General features: G+C 43.2%; 16 protein-coding genes and 5 tRNA genes. 13 read left to right on the forward strand and 8 right to left on the reverse strand.

Annotated elements, in window-relative coordinates:
* The first annotated feature begins 188 nt into the window (after positions 1 to 188).
* From RT034_RS01960 to RT034_RS01980, 5 genes are all read left to right on the forward strand, one after another.
* Entirely contained in the window at positions 189 to 1,067 is an 879-nt protein-coding gene (locus tag RT034_RS01960) for a PepSY domain-containing protein (protein WP_313012972.1), read from the forward strand.
* Between the two features lie 111 nt (positions 1,068 to 1,178).
* Positions 1,179 to 1,847 (forward strand): response regulator, encoded by a 669-nt coding sequence (locus RT034_RS01965; RefSeq protein WP_313012973.1) that lies wholly within the window; start codon positions 1,179 to 1,181, stop codon positions 1,845 to 1,847.
* A 68-nt stretch (positions 1,848 to 1,915) separates the two neighbouring features.
* On the forward strand, positions 1,916 to 3,772 hold the full coding sequence (locus RT034_RS01970; RefSeq protein ID WP_313012976.1) for a sensor histidine kinase: 1,857 nt from the start codon (positions 1,916 to 1,918) through the stop codon (positions 3,770 to 3,772).
* A 153-nt stretch (positions 3,773 to 3,925) separates the two neighbouring features.
* Complete coding sequence (locus RT034_RS01975; RefSeq protein ID WP_313012978.1) at positions 3,926 to 5,707, forward strand: TrkH family potassium uptake protein; 1,782 nt, start codon at positions 3,926 to 3,928, stop codon at positions 5,705 to 5,707.
* A 23-nt stretch (positions 5,708 to 5,730) separates the two neighbouring features.
* Positions 5,731 to 6,435 (forward strand): potassium channel family protein, encoded by a 705-nt coding sequence (locus RT034_RS01980; RefSeq protein WP_065252425.1) that lies wholly within the window; start codon positions 5,731 to 5,733, stop codon positions 6,433 to 6,435.
* Positions 6,436 to 6,787: 352 nt separating this feature from the next.
* Here RT034_RS01980 and RT034_RS01985 read toward each other — a convergent pair.
* From RT034_RS01985 to RT034_RS02000, 4 genes are all read right to left on the reverse strand, one after another.
* Positions 6,788 to 6,864: transfer RNA gene (locus tag RT034_RS01985), tRNA-Asp, on the reverse strand.
* Between the two features lie 36 nt (positions 6,865 to 6,900).
* Positions 6,901 to 6,976, reverse strand: a tRNA-Val gene (locus RT034_RS01990).
* Between the two features lie 87 nt (positions 6,977 to 7,063).
* A complete protein-coding gene (locus RT034_RS01995) occupies positions 7,064 to 7,738 on the reverse strand; it encodes a DUF2059 domain-containing protein (RefSeq protein WP_313012981.1) in 675 nt (224 codons plus the stop codon).
* An 8-nt stretch (positions 7,739 to 7,746) separates the two neighbouring features.
* Positions 7,747 to 8,196 carry an acyl-CoA thioesterase gene (locus RT034_RS02000; protein WP_313013336.1) on the reverse strand — a complete coding sequence of 150 codons (450 nt, stop codon included), beginning with the start codon at positions 8,194 to 8,196 and terminating at the stop codon, positions 7,747 to 7,749.
* 394 nt (positions 8,197 to 8,590) lie between these two features.
* Here RT034_RS02000 and RT034_RS02005 point away from each other — a divergent pair.
* The 4 genes from RT034_RS02005 to RT034_RS02020 all read left to right on the forward strand — a co-directional run bounded on the left by RT034_RS02005 (position 8,591) and on the right by RT034_RS02020 (position 10,099).
* Positions 8,591 to 8,666, forward strand: a tRNA-Asn gene (locus RT034_RS02005).
* A gap of 192 nt (positions 8,667 to 8,858) precedes the next feature.
* Positions 8,859 to 8,934, forward strand: a tRNA-Asn gene (locus RT034_RS02010).
* A gap of 159 nt (positions 8,935 to 9,093) precedes the next feature.
* On the forward strand, positions 9,094 to 9,582 hold the full coding sequence (locus RT034_RS02015) for a hypothetical protein (RefSeq protein ID WP_313012983.1): 489 nt from the start codon (positions 9,094 to 9,096) through the stop codon (positions 9,580 to 9,582).
* 214 nt (positions 9,583 to 9,796) lie between these two features.
* Positions 9,797 to 10,099 (forward strand): CopG family transcriptional regulator, encoded by a 303-nt coding sequence (locus RT034_RS02020; protein WP_313012985.1) that lies wholly within the window; start codon positions 9,797 to 9,799, stop codon positions 10,097 to 10,099.
* Positions 10,100 to 10,205: 106 nt separating this feature from the next.
* On the opposite strand, the gene RT034_RS02025 is transcribed toward RT034_RS02020, so the two are convergent.
* Positions 10,206 to 11,543, reverse strand: a complete 1,338-nt coding sequence (locus RT034_RS02025) for a dicarboxylate/amino acid:cation symporter (protein WP_160002139.1) — start codon at positions 11,541 to 11,543, stop codon at positions 10,206 to 10,208.
* A 466-nt stretch (positions 11,544 to 12,009) separates the two neighbouring features.
* Here RT034_RS02025 and RT034_RS02030 point away from each other — a divergent pair.
* From RT034_RS02030 to RT034_RS02045, 4 genes are all read left to right on the forward strand, one after another.
* Positions 12,010 to 12,099, forward strand: a tRNA-Ser gene (locus RT034_RS02030).
* Between the two features lie 63 nt (positions 12,100 to 12,162).
* A complete protein-coding gene (locus tag RT034_RS02035; RefSeq protein ID WP_313012988.1) occupies positions 12,163 to 12,879 on the forward strand; it encodes a 16S rRNA (uracil(1498)-N(3))-methyltransferase in 717 nt (238 codons plus the stop codon).
* A 219-nt stretch (positions 12,880 to 13,098) separates the two neighbouring features.
* Positions 13,099 to 13,881 carry an acetoacetate decarboxylase gene (locus RT034_RS02040; protein ID WP_313012990.1) on the forward strand — a complete coding sequence of 261 codons (783 nt, stop codon included), beginning with the start codon at positions 13,099 to 13,101 and terminating at the stop codon, positions 13,879 to 13,881.
* Between the two features lie 66 nt (positions 13,882 to 13,947).
* Positions 13,948 to 14,748 carry a 3-hydroxybutyrate dehydrogenase gene (locus RT034_RS02045; RefSeq protein ID WP_313012992.1) on the forward strand — a complete coding sequence of 267 codons (801 nt, stop codon included), beginning with the start codon at positions 13,948 to 13,950 and terminating at the stop codon, positions 14,746 to 14,748.
* Positions 14,749 to 14,884: 136 nt separating this feature from the next.
* On the opposite strand, the gene RT034_RS02050 is transcribed toward RT034_RS02045, so the two are convergent.
* From RT034_RS02050 to nth, 3 genes are all read right to left on the reverse strand, one after another.
* Positions 14,885 to 16,258, reverse strand: a complete 1,374-nt coding sequence (locus tag RT034_RS02050; protein ID WP_313012995.1) for a 3-deoxy-D-manno-octulosonic acid transferase — start codon at positions 16,256 to 16,258, stop codon at positions 14,885 to 14,887.
* A 132-nt stretch (positions 16,259 to 16,390) separates the two neighbouring features.
* Positions 16,391 to 16,924 (reverse strand): inorganic diphosphatase, encoded by a 534-nt coding sequence (locus RT034_RS02055; protein ID WP_065252420.1) that lies wholly within the window; start codon positions 16,922 to 16,924, stop codon positions 16,391 to 16,393.
* A 212-nt stretch (positions 16,925 to 17,136) separates the two neighbouring features.
* Positions 17,137 to 17,781 carry an endonuclease III gene (gene nth / locus RT034_RS02060; protein ID WP_313013341.1) on the reverse strand — a complete coding sequence of 215 codons (645 nt, stop codon included), beginning with the start codon at positions 17,779 to 17,781 and terminating at the stop codon, positions 17,137 to 17,139.
* Positions 17,782 to 17,819 lie beyond the last annotated feature (38 nt).

Here is a 17,819-nt window from a genome sequence, read left to right on the forward strand (position 1 = left end):
AAATTGATAAAAACATTTTTGAACATTGCTGCAGGCGCTTATCTAAAGCAAATTTTTTTAATCCGATTGCTATAACCTACCTAGCCCGATTCTGCGTTATCGCTAAGTTTCTGCTGTCTTAATTTTTGTATGATAGTACTATCCAATCAAGGGTTATCAACAACTATATTAACAACGCAGGAAAACCTATGAACTTAGCAAAATTTAACCCCTCATTTTTAGCCACTGGGCTTAGTGTAGCTCTGCTTAGTGTTGTTACAGGTGCGACACTCACCGCCTGTGCGAGCACCTCAGCGGCACCACAAGCGCAGAATATGCAAAAACGCCATCCAGCCAATGCCAAGAATTTTGAGCAACACTTACAAGCTATGCAGGCCAACGCCCAAGCAGCCGCCAATGCCAGCATCAGTGCCTCTCAAGCAGTCGCCTTGGTACAAAAACAAGCCGCGAACACACGCATTGTTGGTGTACAATATCATGACAATAGCAACCGACCCAACCCAAATCCTGCCCGTAGCGGCAACAACGCCGATGACAACATTGTCGGCTACCGGGTCATGACCCTTAGTGCGAATGGTCAGCCACAACTCTATATCGTCAATGCGTCTAATGGTCAAGTGACCCAAGCAACTATGCCATCACGGCCATCACGCCCAGCGCGTCCGCCACAACCCAATAACACCAATAACATGGGCAACCCCAACAACAATCAACCGCCTGCGCCGCCTGCCACCAATATCAGCCTAGAGCGCGCCATGCAATTGGCAGCAAGCCAAGTCGGTGGTGAAGCCATTGGCGCACATTTGGGTGGGGATAAAGCGGGTAAAATGGGTCATGGTCCTCGTGACGGTCAACGCCGCCCTAACAGAGACCCACAAATGGGCAATACAGGCATGCCGCCTGCACCAAACCCTACCCAAAATCAACCACCAAGAACCCCAAGCTATCAAATTGAGGTGGTAAAAGGTCAAGAAATCTACCATGTCAAAGTTGATGCCCAAACAGGTGCTGTGAGCGATGTCAAATCACTTAACGACCTCAACCGTCGTGCGCCTACTCAGCCATAATTGAGCGACAAATGGCAACCTTGCTTATGAGCAACACCGTCATTCTTAGAATGGCGGTTTTTTGTGTTATAGTCTATTTGTTTAACAGTATTCGTGTATAAAGGTAACCCAATGAGAGTATTACTCGTCGAAGATGACGTCTTCATTGCCGACAGTCTGATTGATAGTCTAGAAGAAGAAGCCTATGCAGTAGACTGGGCAAAAGATGGGCGAGAAGCGATTTTGACCCTCAAAGTCGAATCGTATGACGTGATTTTGCTGGATTTGGGCTTGCCAGAAATTGACGGCATGAGCGTGTTAGAGACGCTTCGCAGTGCCAAAATCGACACGCCTGTACTGGTGCTGACCGCCCGAGACCAAATCAAAGACCGCGTGAAAGGGCTGGATGCTGGGGCAGATGACTATATGACTAAGCCGTTTGCGATGAGTGAATTACTCGCTCGTATGCGTGTATTGGTGCGCCGCTCACAAGGCAATAGCCACAACACCCTACAAGTCGGCGACTTAACCCTTGATATCAATGCCAAACGCCTCAAACGTGACGGCATAGAAATCGATATTACCGCCAAAGAATACATGCTGCTCACCACTTTTATGAACGCGCCCGATAAAGTGTTTTCAAAAAGTGAATTGGAAAATTCTATCTACAATTGGGAAGCTGGGATAGAGAGCAATGCCATTGAATTTTTAATCTATGGACTGCGCAAAAAAATTGGTCAAAAACGGATTAAAAACATCCGGGGGTTAGGCTGGTATATCAGTGCCGAATCCCAAGACTGACAAAAAGCGATAGAAAAAAGGCTCAAAAATATCCAGACAATGACCGCCAAGTACCCACGAAAATGACCATGGCTAACCCTACAAAAACCGCCCTACCCTTGCAAAAATCGTTGCAAAAATCACTACAAAAACAATTGCTGGTTTGGATACTTGGCACGTTACTATCGATTGGCATTTTGGTACAGATTGCGGTATTTTGCTATACCTATCAAGAGTTTAATACCTCACAAGAAACCAATCTTAGCTATCTTGCTGAGTTGGTCGGCTCTCGCTCAACGGTGCGGCCACCCCCGCATGAACTAATTCCCAATAGGCGAAACCTAGATAATAATCTTTTACCGCATGACTTACCACCGCCTAGACCACCTATAGCAGCTATGATAGCTTCTGCCCCTAGTAGTAGCACGCCGACCACTGTTTTCTCGCCCAATGATGAAAGCAGCGTACTACAGTATCAAGGCGTTAAAGACGGTGTGCAAGTTGATATTTTCCCAGCCCGTTTTGGCAAAATTGACACCAATTTTATTGAGCCAAAGGCTCACCCGCAATTAATTAACACCCCTATTGGTTTTAGTGAATTAACCCTCGATGGTGAAATCTGGAAAGTCTTTCGTAAAGACACCCCAAGGCGGGTGATTTTCGTGCGTCAACCTGTCGAATGGCAGAAAAAAATTGCGTTAAAATCGGCTTGGCAATCCATTATCCCAATTTTACTAACCACCCTGTTGCTGCTTGCACTATTGCCTTGGGTATTAAAGCGCGTATTGCGTCCGATTCAGATATTAGCTAAGCAAATGGCAAAACGTCATGGTCAAGATCTCAGCTTGATCGAGCTACCCACTGACAGCCAACATCGCTCAATTCTGCCCAGCGAGCTCATGCCCTTGGTCATTGAAATCAATGCGTTGTTACAACGGGTTGACACGCATATCCAAAACCAAAATCGCTTTATCGCGGATGCGGCGCATGAGTTACGCTCGCCATTGACTGCAATCTCGCTGCAAGTACAACAACTGCAAAAATACAGTCAAGACGCGGCGATGTATAGCGACCCTGCAAGGCAAGCAAAATTTAAACAAAACATTCATAAACTCGCTGTCAGAGTGGAACACAATCAACATTTGGTGGAACAGTTACTCACCCTTGCCCGTATGGAAGCCCAGCAATCACAGCTGACCGAGCGTACCAACACGCCTACCGATTTAATCGCAGTGCTACGAGAAGCCATCAAACTGCTATTTCCGATTGCCGATAACAAAGACCAAACCCTGTCGGTTGACAACCATCTCACCGCGCTGGGTGTGTCAGCGACGCAGGTCAGTGTAGATGAAACCGCCTTGTTTATCCTCCTCAAAAATTTACTGCAAAATGCGATTTTATACACCCCAACCACAGGCAATATCGCGGTTGTCATTGACCAGATGACTATCGAAGACTTCACACAGACGTCAAGCAGCACCGATTCGACCCATGACATCTATGCCACCTATACCAACTTAGCCAACGCATTGACCCCGACTCCTGTGTTGGTGAACAACGCTAGCAACGCACTCAATCACCACGCAAAACGACTTATCGTCCAAGTTGCTGATACCGGCATTGGCATTGATGCAGCCCATTATCAAGACGTCTTTCAACCCTTCTACCGCGTCAATCAAAATGCGTCGAGCGCGTCACTAGCACAAGGACAAACAAGCAGCACACAAACCCATAGCGATACTGCCAAAAAATCTTTTTCCTCCAAAGACACAAGCGCCCATTCAGGTTTCACGGTGATTGGCGGTACAGGCTTGGGTTTATCGATTGTTTATCAAATCTGCCAACAAGCCAATATCGATATTTATCTCAGTCCTACGCAAGTGGTTGAGAATAACGCCCAAACCACTGCCACCACCCAAGGCTTAACGGTAACCTTGGTGTTTTAGCCTGGCTCAAAAACAACGTAATTTTGTCAAATCATCGCTGCTTTTTTTAAATCATTGTTCAATCTAGTTTTCTCAACTGTATAATTGCGGTATAAAGTACAACAACTATGCTTGGGTAAAACGGAAGTCAACTTTACGATGTTTGATTTTATATTGAAAAAAAATAAAAAAAATGCGCTAGACTCAATGCATGACAAACCATCGGGTGTGTTTAATAAACTGGTATTTTATAGCGGTTTATTCGCTGTATTGCTTGCGATTATTGAGACAGGGTTTGATTTTAAAGTTTGGTTGCATGGCGTGGCTTCGACGTTTTATTTAATCGTGCTTGGGCTTAATTTTATCGAATTATTAAGTCAATATGTGCAAAAAGGTATACGCTCAAAGCTTGTGCTAACGTTTGATTTGTCAATTGCTTTATTAGTTATTGCGTTATTGGTGACACATTTTTTTGCCGATAATAGTTCTTTTTTATACAAATTCTTGTTTGAAAAATCGCTGATAAAAATTGCGTTGTTGGTTTCTTTTATTCGTCAGTTATTGGTGATGGAGTTTAGCTTTAAGATAGTCGTTGCCCATCCTGCCCAGTTGTTTATTTTAAGTTTTTTATTGCTTATTTTGCTCGGCACGTTTTTGCTGATGATGCCAAATGCCACTTATGGTCATATTGCATTTGTCGATGCTTTATTTACTGCCACGAGTGCGGTGTGTATTACAGGTCTGGCGGTAAAAGATACAGGCGCTTTTTTTACCCCATTGGGTCAAATCATTATCATGTGTTTGTTTCAATTGGGCGGCTTAGGGATTTTAACTTTTGCCACTTATTTTAGCTATTTTTTTCGAGGGCGCATCAGTTATCAGACACAGCTACAGATTGGGCATGTGACCTCAGCCAATCGTATGAGTGATGTACTAAAGACGCTCAAAGTAATTTTTGCGGTCACCTTTGCGGTGGAGTCCGTGGCAGCCATAGCGATTTATCTCAGTATGCTTGATGTCCCTATGAGTATCCATCGCCGCATCTTTTTTTCGGTTTTTCATGCCATCTCTGCATTTTGTAATGCAGGTTTTTCAACGATGAGTGATAGCTTATATGAGTTACAAGTGCGCTTTAATTATCCGTTACAAATGGTTGTGGCGGTGACGTTTTTGTTTGGGGGGTTGGGGTTTGCGATAGTTGCCAATGTCGTGGAATATTTGCGCCATCAGGTGATGCGCCTGTTGTTTCCTAACCGCTCACGATATGGTGCCAAGCCGTGGTTACTGAGTATCAATAGTCGCATTAGTCTAGTGACGACCGTGTCCTTGCTAGTGCTTGCCTTTGTCAGTGTGCTTGCCTTTGAGTGGCAAGGCACCTTAACTGAGCATACCAGTGTCATAGGCAAACTTGTGACAGGGTTTTTTGTGGCAGCTGCACCGCGCTCATCAGGAATCAACGTGGTAGACATGGCACAGCTAGCGCCACCGACCGTGATGCTTACCATTGCATTGATGTGGGTCGGGGCATCCCCAAACTCTACAGGCGGTGGTATCAAAACCACGACTTTTGCCGTCGCTGTGCTCAATATTGTGTCACTGGCACGCGGCTATTCTCGTATCGAAGTATTTCGTCGTGAAATTGCGGATATCTCAGTGAAGCGGGCATTTGCGATTATCTGTTTGTCAGTGATTATCATTGCGTTTGGTTGTACGTTAATACGCTGGGCAGAGCCCAACATGAGTATGACAGAAGTGTTATTTGAAAGTGTTTCTGCTTATACCACCACAGGTCTAAGCTTAGGTATCACCCCGCATTTAAGTGCGTTTAGCAAATCTGTCCTGATTGGGCTGATGTTTTGTGGGCGGGTTGGGGCGTTGACCATCTTAATTGCATTATTAAATCGCCCAAGGCATCAAAGCTATCGCTATCCCAGCGAAGAGATTATTATCACCTAAAGATAAATTGATAAGGTATAGATATGAAATACATCATCGTCGGTCTAGGCAATTTTGGCTCATCACTTGCCACCAAACTCACCAGTCAAGGGCATGAGGTCATTGGCATTGATATCGATATGGATAAAGTTGAGCGCTACAAAGAATCCATTTCGCACACGATTTGTATCGATTCTACCAGTGAAAACGCCGTCTCGGGGTTACCCATCGCCCAAACAGATGTGGTGCTCATTACCATTGGTGAAGACCAAGGGCAAAACGTGATGGTCACTGCCCTCTTCAAAAATCTTAATGCCAAATATATCATTAGCCGAGCGATTAACCCCCTGCATGAAAAAGTGCTACAAGCATTGGGGGTTGATGATATCATCCAACCTGAAAACGAGGCGGCAACGCACTGGGCAAAAAAACTCTCGCTAAATGGCTTAATTGATTCGTTTGAACTCGATAATGATTATAGTATTGTTCAAATACAGACACCGCCTACATTTTACGGTAAAACAGTTCACGCGCTTGATTTAATCAATCAGTTTAATGTGATGCTGTTAACCACCATTTCATTTCACCAAAACCAATTTGGTTTTGGTCGAAATCAAACGCAATCTAAAATTGATGGCATTGTGCATCCAGATTTTGTCATTGAGCCTAATACGGTTTTAGTATTATTTGGGGAAACCAATGACTTAAGACGACTGTTCAAGTATATGCACGCCTCACAGAATTCATAACAATAGCCCCTCCAAGCATTTAGTCGTTGTCGCCAATGTTTTTGATTTTCGCTAGGTTTCTTGTGTTTTAACAACGGCTTGCGACCTTGCAAGCCGTCAGCCAAAATTTTTGGTCACAAAATGGTCACGTTTTGGTCACATTAGTTTTACTTAAATATTAGAAATATATATCTTTTCAACTTAACAATTAAAATCAATGTTCCTAATTACATCAAGAGAAAAATGTATGAAATAATATATTTTTTAAAATCAATAACTTAGTATAAAATTTAAGCCAAAAAAAACCTCAAATCAGGGGAGATTTGAGGCATAAAACTTTGAAAATTTCGTTTTTTAACACTTATAAAATAAGTGGCGCAGCGGACGGGACTCGAACCCGCGACCCCCGGCGTGACAGGCCGGTATTCTAACCAACTGAACTACCACTGCACGGTAGCTGATGACGATGACCCAAACTTGTCAAATTGGTGGGTCGTGACGGATTCGAACCGCCGACATTCTGCGTGTAAGGCAGACGCTCTACCAACTGAGCTAACGACCCTGACAGGCAATCTATTAGCCAATCAAGTTGCTTCAATATCATCGAAGTGACGCGTATTATATAGACTTGTCATGGATTGTCAACTAGTTATTTAAAGATTTTTTCGATATCTTTTTGCAAGCTTGGCATCGCTTTTTCTAATTGGGTTGTGTCACCTATCAGGGTCGGCATCATCACCTGCACAAACTCACTGGAAACTTGCGATTGTTTGCTCAAGATGCGTTGTCCCATTGGGGTCTCATAAAATTGGTTGAGGGCATCGACTTCAGCTTGGGTATAGGTTTTTTTGGCAATCGCTTGATAAGCTGGTTGCAGTTGCTGTTTAGAGATGGGTTGGTCTAATTGCTGTCCCAAGACGGTGCTATATTTAACAAAGATATTTTTAAGTTGTTTCTGCGCATGACGGCTAAAAATACCCGCATTTTCATCCATAGGCAATTCTTGGGGTAGCCCTTTCATCATAGAGGCCGCTTGCTGGCGTTGGGCAATCATTTCATCAATCATTTTATCGATATGTAGCACCTTGATAAGCTTGTCAAGCGATGCATCCGTGGGCTGGGTTTGCAATTCATTGATAGTCGTAACTGGTGTTTGAGCACTAACTGGATTGTTTTGAATGATTAATTCGGCGTAAGCAGGATGAACCAACGTCGTAATACCAGTCGATGTCAACAAGGCTAGCAAGGCTAATTTTTTAGCATTTAATGAGCCTGATAGAATTAACGGTGTGTTGGTTTTTTTAGCGGGATATTGATGACGCATTTTTTTGCCTATTTGATATCACATTGGGGAATGTTGTTACTTTGAAAACGTAATGCTTTACGCATCTGTGCGGCTTTTTGGCGGCATTCTTGCGGGCTATCTTTGATTTCAAGGGGTGGCACACGGGTGGGCTTGCCATGTTTATCCACCGCTACCATGGTAAAGTAACAACTGTTGGTATGGCGTATCGTACGGTTTTGGATATTTTCAGCCTGCACTCGAATACCCACTTCCATCGAAGTTTTACCCACATAATTGACGCTTGCTAAAAAGGTGACTAACTCCCCTACATGAATCGGCTCACGAAAAATCACTTGATCCACCGATAGCGTCACCACGTAGCTACCGCTATAGCGACTGGCACAAGCATAAGCCACTTGGTCAAGCATCTTTAATAAATCGCCGCCATGCACATTGCCAGTGAAGTTTGCCAAATCAGGCGTCATCAGCACAGACATGGTAAGTTCGTTTTGTAAAGGGGCAACTTGCAAATTTTGCTGTAATTCAACGGAATTAGCCACAATGAAGATCCTTCTTAATTGATATAACAACTAGCATAAAAAATTATTAACCTCGGCATCTCAGATGTGAACTAACATAGCTGTAAATCAATGCTGTGAGCCAACTTGACCCATATGGCGATGCCTTAATCGCTAAAGTAGCAAATTCGCCTTATCATCACAATAGCCAATCAGTAACTGGCTGATTACTAGCTACAATCTGGTCAAAAATAAAAATATCCAAAGAATTTTTTGATTTAGGGCTTGACAGTCACGGTTAATTTGCTAAAATACGCACCACTTAAACACTGCGATGATTTTTGCAGGTTTAACAAAAAATTCTACCGCTTATTCTCCAATAGCTCAGTCGGTAGAGCAATGGACTGTTAATCCATGTGTCCCTGGTTCGAGCCCAGGTTGGAGAGCCATATTAAAAAGACCTTTAACAACGCTTGTTAAAGGTCTTTTTTTATGTAGCATTTTTTATCTATCGTTATTGCTATGAGTCATTTTGATTGCTATGGGTCATTTTGCATCATGAATTTTATTGATGTTTTTGCTAAAAAATGCTTGACTCATTTTTTAAATCTCAGTAATATACGCACCACTTGATTATCTGTTCTCCAATAGCTCAGTCGGTAGAGCAATGGACTGTTAATCCATGTGTCCCTGGTTCGAGCCCAGGTTGGAGAGCCAATCAAGCCAAATTCTGTTGTATATTTTGAACCCGTTCCCTTGTGAATGGGTTTTTTTATGAGCAAAGTTTAGCAATTTGCTATTTAATACGCCTTTATTTAATATCCTATTATCTCACTTGCTAAAGTACTATAAGGTACTATTGATAAGATACTACTTATGACACTGTCGTTTTCCCCTACCCAATCTCAATTTTTGACTCTACAACAAACGATTAATAAAGACCGCATCACCCAGCTAGTGAGCGATCATCAGCAAGGTAAACTGTCGTCAGATGATAAATCTTATTATGAAAGCTTAATCACCCAATTTATCGAGCTAATCAAGCTGCCTGATAGCGCGCATTTGGCCATGCAGCTTTTACCAGAATTCAAAATCACCGTGCCAGCCTTGCTTGATGGCATGGCTTATCGCGCCGTGGCTGATAAAAACCCGAAAGCGTGTGTGTTTGCGGCATATATGATTGACCAATCGTTGTTGCAGCGCGATATGACGCCCCTGTTCAATGTGATTATTGAATTCGGTACGCCTGAGCTGTGGGTTGAATTGGTAAAAAAAGTAAATAATGCCCCTGCCGATCGCATCGTTGAGAAGGTTTATCAATGTGATAAATCGGTACAGACCTATTGGGAACAACAAATTTTGTAAAGAAATTTGGCTTGATTGTCGCATCCAGCGTTAAGCTAATGCAACATTTGGCTAAGATTTTTGTAGGAATTTTACGTTTGCCTTGCTTGTTTATCGCCAATGAAATAATTACACTAGGTTAAAGATATCTAATTGCGCTAAATTTTCCGTCTAATTGATAATTTGGTTATATCTAGCTTGATTGCTAAAAATTGATCACACGCGAGGCATGCAAATGATTACTAAAATCAAAAAAAATCAACAAGTCATGGTTCCTATCCATATCAAAATCACTGAAGAAATGCGGGATTTGTTGACACAAGTTGCCAAAAATCATGGTTTTCCACGTATTCAAGGCTTGATTCGCTTATATATTCGCCGGGGACTCGATGCCGAGAATGTCGGCTACTCACTCGCCAAAGACAGCCGTTTTATCGAAAAGCTGAAGCGTCAAGGGGTATCCGATGAGGTGATTTTTGAAGCGATTGAGGAGACAGCCAATGAGCCAGAAGCCAAAGCAAACGATACGGCAAAATAAGCATTTTTAGCGCCATAAAAAAACCCAAAACGCAACTGTTTTGGGTTTTTTACGATTAATCAACGCTTTTATACGCTTATCTTTTCTAGGCTTATTCTTTATACAATCATACAGTGGGATGATGCTCAATAGGTGGTAATGGGTGACCATTGAGCGCTGCGTCCAAGCGCTGTTTGTCTAGCGCATTTTCCCAACGTGACACGACAATCGTCGCACAGGCATTACCGGTTAGGTTGGTCAATGCACGGCACTCTGACATAAAGCGGTCAATCCCTAAAATAAGTGCCATCCCTTCGATTGGCACAGTTGGCACCACCGCCAAAGTGGCAGCCAAGGTGATAAAACCAGCGCCCGTGATACCTGCCGCGCCTTTTGAGCTTAACATTGCGACTAATAATAACGTAATCTCTTGGGTCAAAGTCAAATCAATATTACAGGCTTGTGCGATGAATAACGCTGCCATGGTCATATAGATGTTGGTACCATCTAGGTTAAATGAATACCCTGTTGGAATCACCAAACCGACCACTGATTTTTCGCAGCCTGCGCGTTCAAGTTTTTGCATCAAGGTTGGTAGTGCCGCTTCTGATGAACTAGTGCCTAGCACCAATAGCAATTCATCTTTGATGTATTTAATCATCTTGATGATTGAAAAGCCGTTATAACGTGCCACAGCACCGAGTACTACCAGCACAAATAGCAATGAAGTGATATAAAAACAGGCTATCAAAAAGGCTAAGTTACCCAGTGAGTGCACGCCATACTTACCAATGGTAAATGCCATCGCACCAAACGCCCCAATTGGCGCAGCTTTCATCAAGATTTCAACCGCTTTAAACACAGGCGCAGATAACTCTTGAAAGAAGTTTAACACGGGACGAGCACGATCACCCACGGATGCTAACGAAACACCAAACAGCACTGAAACAAATAACACTTGCAGGATATTTCCTTCTGTCAGTGGACTTACCATGGTTTCCGGAATGATATTCATCAAAAAACCGGTAATGGTACTATCGTGCGCTTTGCTAACATACTCAGACACTTTAGCCGCATCTTTCCCTGTTGCCAGTGTGGCTGGATCAATATTGAGACCCGCGCCAGGTTGCAACACATTGGCAACCACAAGACCGATGATCAATGCCAAGGTTGAAAAGGTAATGAAATACAGCATCGCTTTACCAGCAACACGACCGACTCGCTTCATATTGCTCATACCAGCAATACCCGTCACCACTGTCAAGAAAATAACGGGGGCGATAATCATTTTAACCAATTTAATAAATGCATCACCCAGTGGTTTCATTGCCTCGCCCACTTCTGGGGCAAAGACGCCAAGCAAGATACCCAGTACAATGGCGATAATCACTTGTACATACAGAATTTGGTACCATTTACGGGGTTTGGGGGGTTCCACGAGTGTCGTGGTATCGATAGGTATCATGACAGATACACTCCTTTATCTGACGAACCCTAAAACTGGGATAAGGTTACATTTGCGATAAAAATTGTGGAACAAATTTAGCCAAATAGTCGCACAACGTTTAGAATTTTATCAGCAATCATTAGAAAATCTAATGGATTGCAGTGCTGCGTATATTAACAATGTGATAACGTATCAGCAAGGTAATTTTCAACATTATTGTTAAGCTGCAATGGGTCACATGGAGGCACTAAAACAATCCGTTGTATCAATATTTTTAGCCGCAGGATTGGTGGGTTTTTGAGCGTTTTTTGCTTCAATATTATCCTTAACATCAGTGCAAAGTATGAAGCTCAGGTATTAAGCCAAGGTATACAGCATAGTTATCCAACTTTCTATTTAGCTTTCTTTTGCTAATATTTTTTGCATTAACGTAAAAAAATGCTTGCATTGTTATTTCACTTGTATATAATAGCCACCACAATTTGGAAGCTTGGCAGAGCGGTTGAATGCACCGGTCTTGAAAACCGGCAAGGGTGCGAGCCCTTCGAGAGTTCGAATCTCTCAGCTTCCGCCATATTTAAAAAAACCCCTGACTTAATTAAGTTTTGGGGTTTTTTATTGTCTAAGATTTATCCTTATGAATATCATTCTTCTACCGCAAAATACCTCATCGACCGCTATTATTGATGATAAAACGAGCGTGATGCACTTAAAACAGGTGCTTAAAGTGACATTGGGCGATACGGTGAAAGTCGGTATCAAAAATGGGCATTTAGGCACAGCCGTTGTGAGCAATATCCATGATTCAAGTATCGACTTATCGCAAATCCACTGTACTATTGCGCCACCTGCCAAACTGCCACTGACTGTTATTTTGGCAATTCCCCGCCCCAAGGTATTGCGTCGTCTATTTTTGGACATGACGGCGATGGGTGTCCAGCATATTATCTTGGTCAATAGTTACCGTAGTGAAAAGAGCTACTGGCAAACCCCATTTTTAACTCAGCTCGATAACTATATCCATGAAGGCCTACAACAAGCCTGCGATACCGTAAGCCCGACCGTGAGCCTCAAAAAACGCTTAAAACCCTTTATTGAAGATGAACTACCTGCTTTAATCGCGGATAAACAGGCGATTTTGGCACATCCTTATGCCAATGAGCAGTTTACCCAAGTGTGGGACAATACCCTGCCACATGTGCTAGTGATTGGGGCTGAAGGGGGCTGGATCGATTATGAAGTCGAATTATTCAAAATTGCTGGCTGCCAAGTGGCGCATATTGGCAATCGCATCTTACGCACTGAGAATGCCGTGAGTGTGCTCTGCGGTCATGCACTGTTAACTAGCCCATAAGAACAGCCCTACCTTGCCGTCAGATAACTTGCTATCGCCAAAGTTAAGCGGATGCAGGTGTGAAAAAATCATTACAACATCATAACAATTTTGTCTTGGGATTGATTTTGCATAAAGGTGTATGATATTTCCTGCTTCATGTCATAACGATAAAATTAAATAATATTGCATAATTAGATAACATGAATGGATAACATAACGAGATAAAAAGGAAAGCTGATGAAAGCTAGTGATATCTTAGATAACGCGACGTTTATGCCTTTTACTGCCCCACCTTGTTCGAATGGTCCTTACGAATTTTTTGACCGCGAATACTTTATCATCACCTACCGCACCGATCCCGAAAAACTGCGCGCTATTGTACCTGAGCCACTCCAAATCACTGATGACGCACTGGTGAGTTACGAGTTTATCCGTATGCCCAACAGCACAGGTTTTGGCAATTATACCGAATCGGGACAAGTGATTGAGGTGATTGATGCCGAAGGTCGTCATGCCAATTATACCCATTGTATGTTTTTAGATGACTTTGGACCTACCGCGGGCGGGCGTGAGCTGTGGGGTTTCCCCAAAAAAATGGCGTCGCCTGTATTAACCGTTGACAACACCGACACGCTACTTGGCACCCTCGACTATGGTAGTGTACGTGTGGCCACAGGCACTATGGCGTATAAATATGATGAGCTGGACAAAGCCACTATCAAAGACAATATGGAAAAAACGCCCAATTATTTGTTAAAACTTATTCCCCATGTCGATGGCACGCCGCGTATTTGCGAGTTGGTGCGCTATTATTTGACCGACGTAGAAGTTAAAGCAGCCTATACAGGACCTGCTACCTTACAGTTATTTGACCATGTGATGGCACCCGTGTCAAAATTACCTGTCCTAGAAATCGTCAAAACCTCTCATATTATTGCTAATCTCACCCTTGCGTTGGGTGAAGTAGCGGTGGACTACATTGCCGATGCGCAAGCCCGTCCCGATAGTAACTTTCAATAATTAATTTTCAATAAGTAAAACCGTCATAATAAAACCGATTTGTCATAAAAACTTAAGGAGAAAAATATGGCTACCCAACTCACTACTGATTTAACCGGTAAAGTCGCACTCGTCACTGGCTCTGCAAGTGGTATCGGTCGCGATATCGCAGAAACCTATGCCAAAGCAGGCGCTGCGGTAGGTATTGCAGATATCAACCCAGATGCGGCGCAAGCAACCGTGGATGCAATCAAAGCCGCAGGCGGTAAAGCAGTCGCCATTGCAATGGATGTGACCAATGAAGACGCGGTAAATGCTGGCGTGGATAAACTGGTACAAGAATTTGGGGATATTGATATTTTGGTGTCCAATGCCGGTATCCAAATCATCAACCCCATCGACCAATTTAGCTACGCTGATTGGAAAAAAATGATTGCCATTCATCTAGATGGTGCTTTTTTGACTACCAAAGCGGCACTTAAATACATGTATCAGAATGATAAAGTAGGTACCGTCATTTATATGGGTTCAGTCCACTCGCATGAAGCATCAGCCCTAAAAGCGCCGTACGTCTCCGCCAAACACGCGCTGTTAGGTCTATCCCGCGTATTGGCTAAAGAAGGCGCAGCCCACAACGTGCGCTCATATGTGGTATGTCCAGGCTTTGTCAAAACCCCACTGGTTGAAAAACAAATCCCAGAACAAGCCAAAGAAAAAGGCATTTCTGAAGAAGAAGTGGTGAAAAATGTGATGCTAGGTCAAACCGTTGATGGTGAATTTACCACAACCGATGATATCGCTCAATTGACCTTATTTTTAACGGCTTTCCCAACCAATGCGATGACAGGTCAATCATTTATCGCAAGTCACGGCTGGTTTATGAAATAGCCGAATACTGGCTTATAAAACCAAAGTACAAAACCGAAGTACAAGAATAGACTACAAAATTGACTGATAAAAAAGGACTAGCTTGGCTAGTCCTTTTTTTTGCATTTGCAATCTATATAAATGGTTAATTCATAGATTACAGATCGTCAATGAACTTTCGACCATCACTCGCCACAGGTTCATGGTCAATTTTTTGAATTTCTGATTTTATAAGCTGTTCCTTATTATCAGCGATACATTGCATGATCATGGCAAGTTGTTGCTTGGTCGCATCTTGATATTTTTCTGCTAAAATTTGCCCGACGTGACCGGCGGTTTGGGCAGCTTTTGGGTTGGCAAGCCAGTGAGCCAGTTGCTGCGTTAATTCATCACTACCATTGACTTGCACCAATGCACCCGCGTGTTTTAACTGATCTACAATCAGTTGGCAAGATTGGGTATATTGACCCATAATAATTGGCTTGCCGACAATGGCTGCTTCAATCGGATTATGCCCCCCGATATTGACCAAAGACCCACCGACAATGGCAATGTCCGAGAGTGCATACCACACGCCAAGCTCACCCATACTATCTGCCAGATAGACGCTCTCATTTTTGGCAGGTTCGCCATCTTGACTACGCCTAATCACCGGCAAATTTTTGGAATCAATCAATTTAGCGACATCATCAAACCGCTCAGGATGACGTGGTACGATAATGAGCAGCGGATGACGGTTGGCATACTGGGATTTTACGGTTAAAAAGCTGTCTAAAATTGCCAATTCTTCGCCTTCATGGGTGCTGGCTGCCAAAATCAAGGCGCGATCTGACAAGTGCCAACTTTCTCGTAACTTTTCGGCACGGCTTAGCATCAATGGGTTGGTTTTACTAGACCATTTAAGCGAGCTGGCAATGCGGATTTTGTCACTGGTAGCGCCCAATTGGCGAAAGCGTTTGGCAGAATCGCTGTCTTGGGCAATGATAAGGCTTAAATTCTCCATCATACTTTGGCTAAGCTTGGTAGCTTTTTGATAGCCCTTAAAAGATTTTTCTGACAAGCGACCATTGACCAAAATCGTGGCAATTTGACGATTGTTCAGTTCAGCAAGCGTGGTGCCCCACAACTCAGTCTCGATAAATAACGCGGCGACGGGTTGAACATGGGTCAAAAATTTATCAATCACCGCTTTGCTATCAACCGGTACAAAACTATGGTACACCTTGCCGTCTGCTATCTCAGACGCAAACAACTGCTCGACGCGGTTATAGCCTGTATGGGTGGTATTGGTCACCCACAGTGCATAGCCTTGCGCGAGCAAATCTCTTAAAATCGGCTCGGCGGTATTGGTTTCACCGAGTGACACCGCATGACACCAAATCATCGGCTGATGGGTGTGAATCTCAGGAAACACTTTACCGAAGCGTTGCTGCTTTTCATTAGGCAAGGTGGTTTTGCTCGCAAGTTTTAGTCGGTATAGTGGCTTTAACAGCGACATGGCGAGACGATAGTATAACGGTGTGGCTTGCATAACGACTCTTGAAACAACTTAATAAAAAAATGCCGTCATTGTAAAAAACGAGGGCTAAAATAGCAATAAAAAAACCCTACTTTGTGGGTAGGGTTTTTGAACTTAAGCGTTAGCTACATTCAAGACCAGCCATTAGGCTTGTTCTGTCCAGCGTTTTTGTGATTCTTTAATCACCGCTTTGGCTTCTTCAATGTCGCCCCAGCTTTCAACTTTGGTTGTGCCCGCTTTTTTCAAATCTTTATAGTGATTAAAATGGAACTCGATTTGCTTAATTAGTTGCTGTGGTAAATCTGCTAGGGTATTGATAGCGTTACCGTTGTTGCGGTCATCGGCAGGTACCACGACCACTTTATCATCCACTTCACCATCATCCACGAATTTCATCACGCCAATGACTTTGGCTTCCATAAAGATGCCTGTTGGTAACGGGGTGTCAGTGATGATCAGTGCGTCTAATTCATCGCCATCTTCATCAAGGGTTTGTGGGATAAAACCATAGTTGGTTGGTTTGGCAAATAATTGTGGCTCTACGCGGTCAAGTTGCATCACGCCAAGTTTACGGTTCCATTCGATTTTGTTGTTTGAACCCGCTGGAATCTCGATAACCACGTTAATCACGCCGCCATCAACATCACCCGCATCAAGAATTTGGTTAAAATCTGCCATGAGTTTTTCCTTTTTGTTAGTAAAGTTGTTTACAAAACTGCTTGTAAAAAAGTAGCCTAAAAGTGGGTTGATTATAGCAAAGTCTGTTGGCTTTCTCTATTTTTTCCCGCCGCAACTTCTAGGAAATTATGAATATCCATAGGCAAGTTTGGAATTAAAAAAATTGGTCGTTTAATATTCTGGTTTTATTTCCTGGTTTTATTTAAAGCAACTTATTTTTCAATAAACTTGGCTTTGTCTTTAAACATACATTCGTCATACACTGGGCATTTGCCACATTCGGGACTTCTAGCTTTACAAGTATAACGCCCATGCAAAATCAAATAATGGTGCGCGTCCAATATATAGTCCTGTGGTATTCGCGCGATGAGTTTATCTTCCACTTCTCGCACATTTTTACCCGATGCCAAGCCTGTGCGATTGCCGACACGAAAAATATGGGTATCCACTGCCATAGTGGGCTGCCCAAAGGCGGTGTTGAGCACCACATTGGCAGTTTTTCGCCCTACCCCCGCTAGGCTTTCAAGCTCGTGACGGGTTTGCGGTACTTCGCTAGCAAATTTATCCACCAAGTCTTGACAGCATTTCATCACATTTTTGGCTTTGCTATTATATAGCCCAATGGTTTTGATATAGCTTTTTAGCCCCGCTTCACCCAAATCCAAAATTGCTTGCGGGGTATTGGCAACGGCATACAATTTACGGGTAGCCAGATTGACACTGACATCGGTGGCTTGTGCCGACAGTATGACCGCGATCAACAATTCAAAGTTACTCTGATATTCCAGTTCCGTCTCTGGTTTTTCAATGGCTGCGGCTAATTTTTGGAAAAAAGGCAACACGTTTTTATTGGGCATGCGCCGTGAGGGCGGCGTCTCTGCGGTTTTGGGCACTT

Origin of the sequence: Moraxella sp. CTOTU48841 (assembly GCF_032061225.1) — a bacterium.
GTDB classification, from domain to species: Bacteria; Pseudomonadota; Gammaproteobacteria; order Pseudomonadales; family Moraxellaceae; genus Faucicola; species Faucicola cinerea.

What these genes read in the sequence shown, in the direction of transcription:
- RT034_RS01960 (WP_313012972.1), top strand. Translation starts at nt 189, where the DNA reads ATGAACTTAGCAAAATTTAACCCCTCATTTTTAGCCACTGGGCTTAGT.
- RT034_RS01965 (WP_313012973.1), top strand. Translation starts at nt 1,179, where the DNA reads ATGAGAGTATTACTCGTCGAAGATGACGTCTTCATTGCCGACAGTCTG.
- RT034_RS01970 (WP_313012976.1), top strand. Translation starts at nt 1,916, where the DNA reads ATGGCTAACCCTACAAAAACCGCCCTACCCTTGCAAAAATCGTTGCAA.
- RT034_RS01980 (WP_065252425.1), top strand. Translation starts at nt 5,731, where the DNA reads ATGAAATACATCATCGTCGGTCTAGGCAATTTTGGCTCATCACTTGCC.
- RT034_RS01995 (WP_313012981.1), bottom strand. Translation starts at nt 7,738, where the DNA reads ATGCGTCATCAATATCCCGCTAAAAAAACCAACACACCGTTAATTCTA.
- RT034_RS02000 (WP_313013336.1), bottom strand. Translation starts at nt 8,196, where the DNA reads ATGTCTGTGCTGATGACGCCTGATTTGGCAAACTTCACTGGCAATGTG.
- RT034_RS02015 (WP_313012983.1), top strand. Translation starts at nt 9,094, where the DNA reads ATGACACTGTCGTTTTCCCCTACCCAATCTCAATTTTTGACTCTACAA.
- RT034_RS02020 (WP_313012985.1), top strand. Translation starts at nt 9,797, where the DNA reads ATGATTACTAAAATCAAAAAAAATCAACAAGTCATGGTTCCTATCCAT.
- RT034_RS02025 (WP_160002139.1), bottom strand. Translation starts at nt 11,543, where the DNA reads ATGATACCTATCGATACCACGACACTCGTGGAACCCCCCAAACCCCGT.
- RT034_RS02035 (WP_313012988.1), top strand. Translation starts at nt 12,163, where the DNA reads ATGAATATCATTCTTCTACCGCAAAATACCTCATCGACCGCTATTATT.
- RT034_RS02040 (WP_313012990.1), top strand. Translation starts at nt 13,099, where the DNA reads ATGAAAGCTAGTGATATCTTAGATAACGCGACGTTTATGCCTTTTACT.
- RT034_RS02045 (WP_313012992.1), top strand. Translation starts at nt 13,948, where the DNA reads ATGGCTACCCAACTCACTACTGATTTAACCGGTAAAGTCGCACTCGTC.
- RT034_RS02050 (WP_313012995.1), bottom strand. Translation starts at nt 16,258, where the DNA reads ATGCAAGCCACACCGTTATACTATCGTCTCGCCATGTCGCTGTTAAAG.
- RT034_RS02055 (WP_065252420.1), bottom strand. Translation starts at nt 16,924, where the DNA reads ATGGCAGATTTTAACCAAATTCTTGATGCGGGTGATGTTGATGGCGGC.
- nth (WP_313013341.1), bottom strand. Translation starts at nt 17,781, where the DNA reads ATGCCCAATAAAAACGTGTTGCCTTTTTTCCAAAAATTAGCCGCAGCC.